This window comes from Candidatus Hydrogenedentota bacterium (assembly GCA_019637335.1).
GTDB lineage: Bacteria > Hydrogenedentota > Hydrogenedentia > Hydrogenedentales > JAEUWI01 > JAEUWI01.
Window position 1 is genome coordinate 1 of the sequence record JAHBVV010000003.1, and the last position, 13050, is coordinate 13050.

General features: G+C 64.2%; 11 protein-coding genes. 2 read left to right on the forward strand and 9 right to left on the reverse strand.

Going from position 1 to position 13050, the window contains the following annotated elements; all coding sequences use genetic code 11:
- The coding region (locus KF886_05265; GenBank protein ID MBX3176747.1) for a hypothetical protein at window positions 1–231 on the forward strand (231 nt) is incomplete at its 5' end.
- A 100-nt stretch (window positions 232–331) separates the two neighbouring features.
- Here KF886_05265 and KF886_05270 read toward each other — a convergent pair.
- Together KF886_05270 and KF886_05275 are read right to left on the reverse strand one after the other, a co-directional pair.
- Window positions 332–1801 (reverse strand): alkaline phosphatase D family protein, encoded by a 1470-nt coding sequence (locus KF886_05270; protein ID MBX3176748.1) that lies wholly within the window; start codon window positions 1799–1801, stop codon window positions 332–334.
- Window positions 1802–2198: 397 nt separating this feature from the next.
- Entirely contained in the window at window positions 2199–3680 is a 1482-nt protein-coding gene (locus tag KF886_05275) for an alkaline phosphatase D family protein (GenBank protein MBX3176749.1), read from the reverse strand.
- Window positions 3681–3990: 310 nt separating this feature from the next.
- Here KF886_05275 and KF886_05280 point away from each other — a divergent pair, with 310 nt between their 5' ends.
- Window positions 3991–5694 (forward strand): serine hydrolase, encoded by a 1704-nt coding sequence (locus KF886_05280; protein MBX3176750.1) that lies wholly within the window; start codon window positions 3991–3993, stop codon window positions 5692–5694.
- Between the two features lie 214 nt (window positions 5695–5908).
- Here KF886_05280 and KF886_05285 read toward each other — a convergent pair whose 3' ends face one another.
- The 7 genes from KF886_05285 to larA all read right to left on the reverse strand — a co-directional run bounded on the left by KF886_05285 (window position 5909) and on the right by larA (window position 12971).
- Window positions 5909–7009: an alkene reductase gene (locus KF886_05285; GenBank protein MBX3176751.1), complete on the reverse strand. Its 1101-nt coding sequence runs from the start codon at window positions 7007–7009 to the stop codon at window positions 5909–5911.
- Between the two features lie 1010 nt (window positions 7010–8019).
- The gene (gene fabG, locus KF886_05290; protein ID MBX3176752.1) at window positions 8020–8745 is read right to left on the reverse strand and encodes a 3-oxoacyl-[acyl-carrier-protein] reductase; all 726 of its coding nucleotides are present in this window, start codon (window positions 8743–8745) and stop codon (window positions 8020–8022) included.
- Window positions 8746–8856: 111 nt separating this feature from the next.
- A complete protein-coding gene (fabD, locus tag KF886_05295) occupies window positions 8857–9759 on the reverse strand; it encodes an ACP S-malonyltransferase (GenBank protein MBX3176753.1) in 903 nt (300 codons plus the stop codon).
- Window positions 9756–10802 (reverse strand): phosphate acyltransferase PlsX, encoded by a 1047-nt coding sequence (gene plsX / locus KF886_05300; GenBank protein MBX3176754.1) that lies wholly within the window; start codon window positions 10800–10802, stop codon window positions 9756–9758. The genes fabD and plsX overlap by 4 nt, the downstream gene beginning before the upstream one ends.
- 28 nt (window positions 10803–10830) lie before the next feature.
- On the reverse strand, window positions 10831–11013 hold the full coding sequence (gene rpmF, locus KF886_05305; protein ID MBX3176755.1) for a 50S ribosomal protein L32: 183 nt from the start codon (window positions 11011–11013) through the stop codon (window positions 10831–10833).
- Between the two features lie 13 nt (window positions 11014–11026).
- Entirely contained in the window at window positions 11027–11593 is a 567-nt protein-coding gene (locus tag KF886_05310) for a DUF177 domain-containing protein (GenBank protein MBX3176756.1), read from the reverse strand.
- Window positions 11594–11672: 79 nt separating this feature from the next.
- Window positions 11673–12971 carry a nickel-dependent lactate racemase gene (gene larA / locus KF886_05315; GenBank protein MBX3176757.1) on the reverse strand — a complete coding sequence of 433 codons (1299 nt, stop codon included), beginning with the start codon at window positions 12969–12971 and terminating at the stop codon, window positions 11673–11675.
- Window positions 12972–13050: the final 79 nt, after the last annotated feature.

Genomic DNA, 13050 nt, shown 5'->3' on the forward strand with positions numbered 1-13050 from the left:
GAGGGTGAAGGTGAAGGCGAGGGGGAGGGTGAAGGCGAAGGCGAAGGCGAAGGTGAAGGCGAAGGCGAAGGCGAAGGCGAAGGCGAGGGCGAAGGCGAAGGCGAAGGCGAAGGCGAAGGCGAGGGTGAAGGCGAGGGTGAAGGCGAAGGCGAGGGCGAGGGTGAAGGCGAGGGCGAAGGCGAAGGCGAAGGCGAGGGCGAAGGCGAGGGCGAGGGCGAGATCATCGAATAACGTTGTTCACCGCGGATTGCGCGGTTCGGATCGAAAAAAGAGCGCCGGGAGCCCATCGGACTCCCGGCGCTTCGTCATTCAGTTGGTGCGCGGCGTGGGGTTATCGCGCGCTCAGGACGGTCTCGGGGGAGAGGGTGTCTTCGTTCACGACCTCGCCCGACACGTTGTGGTGGCGCAGTATCAACACCGGCTTCCCATCGTGGCGGGTGGACGTGCAGCTCAGGAAGCCGCCGATGATGTTGAGGTACTGGTGCATGGGCTCGCGCCGGTCCTGGCTGAAGCCGCCGGCGTGGGCGTCGGAGGTGGGGCCGCAGCTGTACTCGCGGAGGCCCGTTTCCGGGTCGGCGCTGACGTATTGCCAGTGTCGATCACCGCATATGACGATCATGTTCTTTTGCGCCGCCATGAATTCGCGCAGTTCATCGCCCTCGTGCTGGAACACGGCGTTCGCGTGGTTGTCGCTCTTGCTCTCCCGGTCGGGACCGACAACGGGCGTGGGGCTGATGAGTACGCGGAAGGTGGCGTCGGAATCCCGCACGGTTTGCTTGAACCAGGCTTTTTGTTCGGCGCCCCAGATGGTCTTTTCGGGACCATCGGGCATGTCGTTCGGGCTGCGGAAATCGCGCCCCTCGACGAGCCATATCTGGAGATCGCGTCCCCAGCGGACGGTGCGCCAGGGCCGGTCGCGGTCGGGGCCGGGGAATTGCTCGTAGAAGACATCCACGCCTTCGGCGTAGGTGAATTCGCCCATCTTCTTGTTTTGCATTGTGGGCCAGCAATCGTTCTGCCACGTGTCGTGGTCGTCGCGGAGGAAATAGGCCGCTACCTCGTTGTGGAAGGCGCGCTGGTAGGGCATGGCGAAGAGGCGGTTCCACTTGAAGCGCGCGATCGCCTTGTTGACCGCCCAGGGGCCGGGCTTGTCGTAGTATTCGATATCGCCCGTATGCGCGAAGAAGTCGGGCGCGAGGTTCAGCATGTGCTGGTAGATCTTGTGGCCGTTGAGCGGGTCGTCGCGCCGGGGGAAGTCCTGCCCCGTGACGACGGTGAAGGTGATGGGGGGGGAATCAGCGGGCGCGGGCGCGGTCTGAAAGTGGCCCTGAACGCGGTCGCTCGCTTCGGCGGCGCCGGGCGCGCGCGCCTCCACGATGCAGGCGTATCGCGTGCCGGGTTGCAGGCCGGTGAGGGTGAAATGATGGGTGAAGTCGCGCGCGGGGTCTACCGGCGCCCACTCCGTCGTCTGGGACATGTTGCTTGTGGACTCCGGCCAGTAGTTCAGGCGGACCTCTCCGGGCGCGCCGGGCATCGCCCAGGCCATCTCTTCCAGGGTATGCCCATCGGGCATCACCGGAGCGGGAAACACCCAGTCATCGCCCTCCCGTTGCGCGGCGACATCGGGCCAGGGAACGCCGTCCGCCGAGACGTCGGGGCGGCTCGTCAGGCGCGTCCAGACGACGGCGGAGCTCTGGTCGGGCTCGCCGGACTTGATGCCATTGCCGAGCCAGGGGCCCGCGGCCAGGGCGGCGGGTGGGATGAGGGCCGCAAACGCGGCCAGGGCGAGTCTTTGTATCATGGCGGATGATCTCCAGCGGGTTGGGCCGCCTTCCGGTTCCCGGAAAGGCTGGCGATTTGTTTCGGCGGACGTAGGACCTTAGCGGAATGAAGTTGGGCTGGTTCCCCTACGGCGAAATTTCGTGCTTTAATGAAATTGTGGACCAATGGGAGCGCGGGCGGCCCGCCCGCATCGCGCCGAAGGCGCGAATTCAGTTCGTGGCGCCAGCCTGGGCCCGATCTTCTTCCCGATCAAATGTGCCGAAATTGCAATCACTCCATGCACCTCCGGTGCATTGCAGGCGGGGACGCCTGCGCTCCCAGCCTTGCGCGCTCTCGCCGTAGTATTGCGGCAAGCTAACAGAAAGACTGGTTCAACTTCATACGGTTAGTGAATTACCAGCGGACAATAAATCGTATTACGGACGCCGCAGTATGGAGTCCGGCGTCAGCGCTTCTTCGTACACGATCTGGCCATTTACATCGAAGTGGCGCAGGACCAGCGCCGGCGCGCCGTCGCGGCGCTCAGCGGTGCACGAAAGAAATCCGCCGATGACCTTGAGGTACTGGTGCATGTCCGTGCGCTGGTCTTCGCTGAAGCCGCCGGCGTGCGCGTCGGAGCTGGGCCCGGAGCAGAACTCGCGGAGGCCGGTAACGGGATCGGTGCTGGCGTATTGCCAGTGGCGATCGCCGCAGATCACGAGCATATTCTCCTGCTCCGCCATGAACTGGCGCAATTCGGCGCCCTCGTGCGCAAAGGCCTTGTTGGCGTGGTTGTCGGCCTTCGTTTCGCGGTCGGGGCCGACCACGGGTGTGGGGCTGACGAGCACGCGGAAGGTGGCGTCGGATTCCGTCACGGTCTTCTTAAACCAGGCCTTTTGCTCGGTGCCCCAGATCGTCTTTTCCGGGCCGTCCGGGTCCGTGTTGGCGCTGCGGAAATCGCGCCCCTCGACGAGCCAGATCTGGAGGTCTTGCCCCCAGCGGACCGTGCGCCAGGGCTTCTCGCGATCGGGCCCGGGAACCTGCTCGAAGAAGATCTCCACGCCGTCGGCGTAGGTCAGGTCGCCCATCTTATTGTTTTGCAGCGTGGGCCAGGCGTCGTCCTGCCAGGTTTCGTGGTCGTCGCGCAGAAAGTAGCTGCTGGTGTGGTTGTGGAAATTGCGCTGGTAGGGGAGCGCGAACATGCGATGCCATTTGTGGCGCGCCTGCTCCGCGTTTACGGCCCAGGGGCGCTCGCGGTCGAAATAGACGATGTCGCCCGTGTGCACGAAGAAGTCCGGGGCCAGTCTCAGCATCTCCGCATAGATCTTGTGGCCATTTTTGTCGTCGTCGCGCAGCCAGAAGTCCTGGCCGGTGACGACGGTGAACGTGACCGGTACGTCGGCGTCTGGCGCGGGCGCGGTGCGGAATGTTCCCTGGACGGTCTGGGTGGTTTCGGCGCCGCCGGTGGCGCGGGCCTCCATGACGGCGCGGTATTGCGCGCCGGGTTGCAGGCCGGTCAGCGGAAAGTGGCGGGTGTAGTCCGCTTCCGGCGCGACGGGGACCCAGCCCGTGTCCGTCGCTTGATCCGGCGCCGATTCGGGCCAGTAACGCAGCCGCACGTCGCCCGGCGCACCCGGGAGGGTATAGGCCATGTCATTCAGGGTGTGGCCTTCGGGGATCTGTGGCCCGGGGAAGTGAAACGAGCCGCCTTCCTGTCTCTCTGGACGGACCATGGGCCATTCGACGCCCTCGGAAGAGATGTCGGGGCGTTCGGTCAGGCGCGTCCATAGGATGATACTGGTTTGCGTGGGCTCGCCGGACTTGATGCCGTTGCCGAGCCAGGGGCCGTTGGCGGATGCGGGTTGTCCAATCAACGTGGCGGCGACGAAGAGCGCCAGGTGCGTGGTGTTTCTCATCATGTGAATTGCCTCTCGCTTGGTTGTCCTTGCATCGGGGATGAGTCTACCACGTGCTCGAAGAGACTGCACACTGACCGGGTTCGAAGCGGAAAACAGTGACCCGCCCATCTATCCCGTTGGAACGCGCCGCGCCCGAACTGCGAGCCGCGGTCGATGAAGGCGTTTCCGGGCGCCGTACGAAGTTGTTGGGCGGCTTCAATCATGAATCGGGCGCGTTGCATGTCACCGCAGGCACAACGTACCATCGCTGATGGAGATGATTCTTTCAAGTCGATATAGGCCGCCGATGCGAATGACGAGGATTGGCATTATGCGATTGGCCGCATGTTGTGTTCTTGCCGCCGGGCTGGCTGCCGCCGCGCCCTTCGCAGGGGCGAATGCATTGCCCGAGGGCTATCCGGATAGGCAGACGCTGCTGGAATGGTTTCAGGACAGCGGGGTTGAGCCGGAAGACGGCAACTATATCCGACTTCCAAACGCTTTTCCGGTGATCGTCTGGAAGCGCCCCCTGGTTGTGCATGCGCTTTGGGGGCACGTGCCGATTGCGGCGCGCTGGTTTGATCGGGATCTGGAGGAAGTGGCCCGCCCCGACGGCCCCGGCCGCTATGATGCCTACATCGAGGCGCGGGCCGAGGATGGCCGCATTATCCGGAGGGGCCTCGTGATCTACTGTCTCGATCCCGATGACATCAGCCCCCTGGGACAGGATGGCGGGTTATCCGTGGCGTTGCCCGGTGTCGCGCCGGGCGTGCAGGATGCCTACAGGGACGTCGTGCAGGGCTATCTGAACCGCGTCGTGTTCCAGGGCCTGGGCAAGAATCAGGAAGGCGCAATGCTGCTTGCCGGCCTCACCGCGCTACGGCCGGAGGACCTGCCGCCGGGGCCGTTGGATGCGCCGCATGTCCGGCACATCGAACACCAGCTTGCCCTCAAGCGATCTGTCCAGGGCCCGAAGGATAGCTTTCCCCCGCTGGACCGGCCCAAACCGGACGCCGACGCCCCCGAACTCCGGCCTGGCCCGCCCGAAGCCGCAGGCATGAAAGCCGGGGTCGTGGAGGCACTGGACCAAATCTGTCGGGACTGGGTTGCATCTTCGGGCGGGGAACCGTTCACCGCTGTAGTCGCGCGCAAGGGCGTTGTGGTTTTCCATCGGGCCTACGGCGAGGAACGCGGTGATCCCGTAACACAGGACACTACGTACCCGCTGCATTCCATCACGAAGTCCGTCACCGGCGTTCTCCTGGCGTTGTTCCTCGATCAGGGGCTGCTAACATTGGACACGCCCCTCGGCGAGATTTTGCCCAGTCTGCCCAAGTCCGGGCCTCACGCCCTGACGATCCGCCACTGCATGACCCATACATCCGGCCTGGACGGCCACGGCGTCTGGGGCGGGTTGAACAATGTGTGGCTCGATAGCGTGGTGGCGGATGGTATTGAACGGCTGGAACCGGGCCGCGCGGTTCGGTACAACGGCGTGAGTTTCGACCTTGTGGGGCGCGTTCTCGAAGCGGTTACGGGCAAGTCCGCGCCGCGGATATTCCACGAATATCTCTTCGAGCCCCTGGGCGCGAAGGGCGCCCGCATTACCGACATGGGCTTGGGCGCCGATCTCCGCGCTATCGACCTGGCCCGCATCGGCCAGCTATTGCTTAACGAGGGCGCCTATGGCGAGCACCGCTTCTTCTCGGAGGACACCTTTGCGGCGCTCTTGCCGCGGCCCTATGCGGAAATGTTCCCCGCGCTGGACGAGGACGAAGGCAGCTACGGCATCGGTATTCGATGGGCGTCTCGCAAGCATCCCCAGGCCGGGGAAAACGGAATTCGCGAGGACGCCTTAACCCTGAGCGAGAGCACCATAGGCCACGGCGCGTTTTCCAGCACGGTATTTCGCGTCGATCTGGAGCGGGATCTGGTGATCGCCATCGGCCGCATGCGCAAGGGCGACAATCTCGATGAAAACCTGGACCGCTTCCTTGCCTCGCTCCATGCGCATCTTGACAACACCGGCCGTTAAGCCGCTGGCGAATTGATGCCGAATACGTGTGCGGAGGGGCGGCAGAACGCAATATTCATGAAATAGCCTCCACAGCTTTTCCATTTAAAGGAAGAGTGCAGCAAGTTCGAAAACTTGCTGCACGAACTACAGGGACGGCAGCGATCTCCGTGTTGCTGCCGTCGCTGTAGTCCCTGCCGTCCCTGAAGTCCCTGACCCCGTATTGCCTGGCCGTCTATGCGGCGCCGTAGCTCGGGTAGTCGGTGTAGCCCTCGGGGCCCGGGGCCGACCAGACCTTCGGGTCCGCATCCGGGGCCAGGGGCCAGCCGTTTGCGAAGCGATCCACCAGGTCGGGGTTGGTGATATAGGGCCGGCCATAGGCGACGAGGTCGGCATGGCCATCGCGGATGGCGGCTTCGCCCTGCTCTTGCGTGTATCCGCAGTTGCCCATAAGCGTACCGCTGAAGCAGGCGCGGAATTCCCGCAGCGTCATCGGCTCGCCGAGATCGTGGAACCCAAAAGCGAGGCCGTCCATGATGTGGAGGTAGGCGAGGCCATAGCTATCCAGTTGCGATGCGGCATAGGTGAAGGTCTCGCGGAAGTCCGGCGAGCCCATGTCGTTGAAGACGCCGTTGGGCGAGAGGCGAAGGCCCACGCGGTTGGCCGGAAAAACGGTGATCACCGCGTCCGTCGCTTCCTTGAGAAAGCGGTAGCGATTCTCCAGGCTGCCGCCGTAGGCATCCGTACGGTGGTTGGTTTTCGACTGGAGAAACTGGTCGATGAGGTAGCCGTTGGCGGCGTGGATCTCCACACCGTCAAAGCCCGCCGCTTGGGCCCGCTCCGCCGCGCGCCGGTAGTCTTCCACGATACCGGGGATTTCCGCAAGTTCGAGCGCGCGCGGTGTTTCATAAGGCAGTTTGCCTTGTGGCGTATGGATGTAGTCGCCGTTGATCTTGATGGCCGAAGGCGCCACCGCCGGGGCGCCTTCGTGGAAGGCGCTGTGCGAGGCGCGGCCCATGTGCCAGAGCTGCAAGAATACGCGGCTGCCGGCCTTGTGGATCGCCTCCACCACCGGCGCCCAGCCCGCCTGTTGTTCGCCGGTGTAGATGCCGGGGGAGTCCACCCAGCCATTGGCCTGGGGTGAAATGGTGGTCGCTTCGGTGATGATAAGGCCGGCGTTGCTCCGCTGGCGGTAGTATTGGGCCATGAGCGCATTGGGCACGCGCGTTTTTCCGGCGCGGGCGCGGGTCATGGGCGCCATGACGACGCGGTTGCGCAGGGGCATTCCGGCGAGGTCATAGGGGGCGAGCAGGGGGTGATCGGTGTTTTCGGGCATCGGAGTCTCCTTATCGGTGAATTGTTTACATGTAATGTACACGGCTATTGGAATTTTGTCAAGCGGCGGGGCGCGGGCCTGGAGGCGACCGTGGGGAGCGAAGTGTGCGGGGCAGCCTCTGGCCGAAACGAGAGAGCGTTGAACCGCGAAGGGCCCAGGGCAGCCATTGGCCGCTACCAGGAATTGAGACCACGGATTACGCAGGGCCGCCTCGGGCCGCAACCAAGGAAATGATCACCACGAAGGGCGCGAAGAGAAAGAGAGACGAAGCTTTGACCGCAGAGAACGCAGAGAGCGCATAGGGTGATTTCTGGTATGCAGATGGATTGGGTGGATGAATGAGGGTGCGTTTTTGACCACGGATTACACGGATGACACGGATAGAAAAGCGTTCCGGTTGTTGAGGCCAGGCGGTGGCGGCGCGGATCTTTGGAAAACTCCTTCGTTGCGGCGAAAGGCTAGTCTATGTACTCCGCGGCCAATCAGGTTTCTCGTTGCTTGGATGCCTGGCTTCGGGCCTGGGTAAAGGCCGGCTTCATGAACTGAATCTCGGTTTCTTATTCGTGTCGTAATTCTTTAGCGGAATGAAGCAGGCTTGATTCCTCGACGAAAAAATCCCGCGCCGCAACGGAAGTGCGGACGAATGGGAGCGCGGGCGGCCCGCCCGCAACGCGCCGGAGGCGCGAGTCTGCTAATCAGCGGTAGTCCGGCTCCAATTGTCTCGCCGATCAAGTGTGCCGATATTGCAAATACGCCATGCACCTCCGGTGCATTGCAGGCGGGGACGCCTGCGCTCCCAGCCTTGCGCGCTCTCGTCGTAGTATCGCGGCATGACAAGAATGGGCTGGCGCTACTTCATACGGCTAAAGTATTACTTCGTGTCTATTCGTGTCCATTCGTGGTTAAACTGCCATTCAACTTCAGACCGCCAAAGTGTTACCCATAAAGAAAACGGCCCACGGGCGTCGGGTGCGCCCGTGAGCCGTTGCGGTTTCGATTGGGGCCGGGGTTTACATCCCTATGCCGCCGTCGACGCTGAGGGTGGTTCCGGTGATGTAACCGGCCTCGGGGGCGGCGAGGAAGGCGACGGCGAAGGCGATGTCTTCGGGGGTTCCGACGCGCTTCATGGGGATCTGTTCGGTGATGGCGGCGGTGGCCTTCTCGCCGAGCTCGGCGGTCATATCGGTGGCGATGTAGCCGGGCGCGACGACGTTGACCGTGATGTTGCGGCTGGCGACTTCCTGGGCGTAGGCCTTGGTGAAGCCGATCATGCCGGCCTTGGCGGCGGCGTAGTTGGTCTGGCCGGCCTGGCCGCGCAGGCCGACGACGGAGCTGATATTGATGATGCGGCCGTAGCGGGCCTTAAGCATGGACTTCGCGGCGGCGCGGCAGGCGTAGAAGGCGCCGTTCAGGTTGGTCTGGATGACCTCGTTCCACTGGTCGTCCTTCATGCGCATGAGGAGGCCGTCGCGGGTGATGCCCGCGTTGTTCACGAGGACCTGGATCGTGCCGAGGTCCTCGGTGACGCGATCGACGAGGGCGTCGACGGATGCCGCCGAGGCAATGTCGCATGCGTAGCCCTTCACGTTCGGGCCAAGCTCCGCGGCGGCCTTGTCGGCGGCTTCCTGGCTGCGCCCGCAGATGGCGACGCGCGCGCCCAGCTCGGCGAATCGGGCGGCGCAGGCGCGGCCGATCCCGCGGGTGCCCCCGGTTACCAGTACAACAGCATCCTTCAGGTTGCTCATGCTTTTTGTGCTCCTCGCGCCGCCGCCGCATGCCGCGGGCGTGTCGATTTCGGGTTGGTTGACGATCGATTGTGTAAACTTGCCCCGAATGCGCGGCCGCCGCTATTCGCCGCCGGATTCGGCCAGCTTGTCGACGTCCGAGACCATGCCGGCGCAACGGACGGAGGGGGCGCCTTCCATGCGGCGCGCAAGCCCGCGGAGCACATTGCCCGGGCCGACCTCGATCGCGGGCCTCGGGCCGATTTCCGCCATGACTTCGGTCCAGCGCACGGGGGAGTAGAGCTGTTCGGCGAGCAGTGTGCGGATGGTTTCCGCTTCGGTCACCTGGCTGGCCGTTACGGACGAAATGAACGGAATTCGGGGGTTCTGGAACGGCGCATAGGCCAGGGCTTCGGCAAATTTATTGGCCGCGCTCTCCATCAGGTCCGAGTGGAACGGGCCGGAGACGGGCAGCGGGACCACCCGCTTGGCCCCGGCGTCGATCAGGGCGGGGCCCGCCGCTTCGACGCCGGCCTTTGTGCCGCTGATAATGGTCTGCCCGGGCCCGTTGAAATTGGCCACCTGAACGCCCTTGGGAAGGAATTCCTCGATCCGGTCGGCGTCCATGCCCATCACCGCGGCCATGGCTCCCTCGGGGACGTTCTCGCTCATCAGGCGCGCCCGCACGAGGGTAAGGCGGAAGGCCTCTTCGAAGTCCAGCGCCCCGGCGATGACCAGCGCGGGAATCTCGCCGAGCGAGTGGCCGGCGCAGCCTTCGGGCGCGTATCCCTTTTCCATGAGGTGGCGCGCAATGGCCACTTCCACGGCCAGCAGGCCCGGCTGGGCGATACGGGTGTGATTGATTTCTTCGGGCGCGCCGGTGAAGAGGATATGCAGCAGGTCGCCATCGGGGAAGAGCGCGTTCGCCTCGTCGAGCACCGATTTGGCCGTGGCGGATCGCTCGTAAAAATCCTGGCCCATGGCCTGCTTCTGGCTGCCCTGCCCCGGAAAAAGGAAAAAGCTCATGGGTTCGGAGTCTCCGCGAAGTCCATTTCGTCCTTCATTTCGCGCTCGACGCTCCGGAGTTCCTCGATGCCTTCGGCAATGTGGAAGTTCAGCTTGTTCTCGAAGGCGACCTGGGCCCCCCGGATCGCATTGGCCACACCCGTCGAATTGGAGGAGCCGTGAATGATGATGGCGATGCCGTTCACGCCGAGCAGCGGGGCGCCGGGCGATTCATTCGGGTCGACTTTCGCCTTGATGGCGAGCAACGACTTGCGGGCGATCATCGCGGCAATCTTGTTCATGGAGGAGCCTTCAAACTCCTCCCTGAGCAGGTTTCCGGTGAGGCGCGCGACCGCTTCGGCGGTTTTCAGCAGGAGGTTGCCGTTGAAGCCGTCGCAAACCACGACATCGGCGTCGCCGTTAAACATGGCCTTGGGCTCGATGTTCCCGATGAAGTTGATATGGGGCGCGGCGGTGAGATTGCGGTGCACCACCTTGGCGACATGGCTGCCCTTCGCGCTTTCCTCGCCGATATTCAGGAGGCCGACGCGGGGTTTCTCCACGCCGAGCGCGTATCGCGAATAGGCATAGCCCATTTCCGCGAACTCGCAGAGGTGCCGCTCGTTGCAGTCGACATTGGCCCCGATATCCAGCAGCAGCACGCGCCCGGTGGTCGTGGGGAAGGTGCCGCAAATCGCGGAACGCGAGACTCCGCGCATCGGTCCGAGGACCATGCGCGCGGCGACGTGCACCGCCCCGGTGTTGCCGGCGCTCACGATCGCGTCGGCGTCTCCGTTCTTGACCAGACGCATGCCGACCAGCAGGGAAGAGTCCCTTTTCTGGCGGATCGCCTGGCCCGGCGAATCGTGCATGGTGATCGCTTCGGATGCATGGACAATCGAGATGCTGCCGTGCTTGCCGTGTTCGGCGAGCTTCTCCCGGAGGATATTTTCGTCTCCCACGAGCACGATCTCGACATCGCTGTCCAGGCTTGCGGCTACGGCCCCCTCGATTTCGACATCGGGGGCGTTGTCGGAACCCATGGCATCTACAGCGATTCGCATGAAGCAGTCTCCGCGTGGATGCGTGCGATTAGTCTTCTTCGACGTTGACGACGAGGCGGTCCTTGTAATGCCCGCACTTCGGGCAGACCCGGTGCGTGGGAATGCGCTCGCCGCAGCTCGGGCACTCCACCAGGTTTACGGGTGTGAGCGCATGGTGGGAACGGCGCATGTTCTTCTTGGCTTTACCCGTTCGTCTCTTTGGTACTGGCACGGTCTCTACTCCTCTAGGCCCGATCCGGAAGGTCGGGGAAGATATCCTTCAATCCCGCGAAGCCGCTGTTGTTCGCGGGGCGTTCCTCGTCTGACTCCACTATACAGGCGCAGCGCTCCGCGTTACGGTTTACGCCGCACACCGGGCACAGGCCCAGGCAGTCCTCCCGGCAGAGGAACTTCACCGGAAGGGCCAGGGCGACCTCGTCCCACACGGGGCGGGCGAGATCGATGGTGAGCCCGTCAAATGTAAATACGCCATACGCCTCCTCCTCCGCCATTTCCGCGCCCTCCACGGCCGACTCCCGGGCGGGGCCTTCTTCAAAGGTCCAGACCACCGGCAGCGAAACGGGGAATTCGGCCATTTCGAGGCAGCGGTCGCAGGGATGGAAGAAAACGGCCTCGACCACGCCCTGAAACAGGTACTGCCCGACCATGGGGGTGAGGTCGCCGCGCACCACCACCGGGCCCAGCGGAATTGGGGCGATATCGGCGGGTTGCACGGCTTCCGCGGGGACTGTCACATCGACGTGAAGGCCCGACCCGGCTATCGCGGTTACTGGGATCTCAAGGGTTGCCACGAGCCGACCACCTTCCCTAAGGCGCAGAAAGGCCAAAGTTTAGCAAACGCCGCGCGGGACAGTCAATTCTTTGCGGCATTCATTTTTCGGGCGTCGCGCCGGCCTCGATTGGGACGGTGTAGCCCGCCGATGGCATCAGGATACAGGCGGGCGCCGTGACCCCGTTTGCGGCAAGCCTGCGCCGCGCTTCCGCCAGGGCGTCCTCCAGGCTTGCCGACTTACGCCCGCCGAGCATGTGGACGTCGGCGTCCGTCATCTCTGTGAGAAAAAGGGTGTTTTTCGCCTTTTCCACAGTCGAGAGGGCGGTCTGGCCGTTGATTTCAGCGCGCGCGCGGAGGGCCGCAATGATCCGGTCGCGGGTTCCCAGGGCGAGCCACTCGGCGAATCGGTTGCCGCCGAGCCCTTCCGGCGCCGGCGCCGCCAGGATGATCACGCCGCCGGGGTTGAGCGCCTGCCAGGCGTTGTAGAGGGCCTTGTGGCTCTGTACGAAGTTTTTTGCGCCGCCCGCCGACGCAATCACCAGGTCGGCCCGTTCCCGCAGCGGCGCGCCATACAGGCTGCGGGCAAGATCGCAGGCCGCCCCGTGCGCCGCCGCCAGATCGCCGGCGAAGAGTCCCGCAATCTGCCCGTTCCGGTTCAACACGGTATTGATCAGGAAAAGATCCCGCCGGAATTGCGATCCCTCCAGCATATCCTCCGCGACGGGATTTCCACGTGTGCGCCCAATCGCGACGTCCGGGTTCAGGCGATCGGCGATGGGGTCCAGGTTCAACGCGTGGTTGGCCGCGATCGTGGCTTTGCCCGCGATGCCGGGCAGGATCGACTTGCGCCCGCCGCCGAAGCCGCCGAAATAATGGAAGACCACCGTGCCCGTTACGATGACGGCGGCGGCCTCGCAGGCGCGCCGGTTGAGATAGACCGGGGTCCCGCGCGACGTCGTTCCCGTGTTTACGAGGCCCGCCGGATTTTGCGGATCATGGTCGTACACGCGATCCCGGAACCGGGCGTAGACGGATTCGCCCAGGATCGCGCGGCGCTCGCCGTCCGTCGGGGGGCGGTGTGTGCCGGTGGCGAATAGAAACGCGATCCGGTCACCGGTAACGCCGTGTTCCTCCAGGTAGCGGATCAGGGGGGGCAAAAAGCGATCCGCCCGCGTCTGCCGGAAGCTGTCCGAGACGAGAATGAGCACCTCGCCGCGATCGGGCAGGGTTTCGCGCAGGGGCGCATTCAGGCCCAGCGGGGCTTCGAGCGCGGCGTACAGCGCGGCGTCCACATCTTTCAGGGGCGGCGCCTCCGATATGTCGAGCGGCGGGAGGGGGCGACCCCACGAAAGGTCCGCTTCGAGCACGCGATCGAGATAGGGAAGGGCGATTCGCACAGGGGTTCCGGGCGATCCATCGGGATCGGTTGCAATGGGGCGCGAAGAGTAAATTGACAGTCCAGTAGTGCGGCGAACC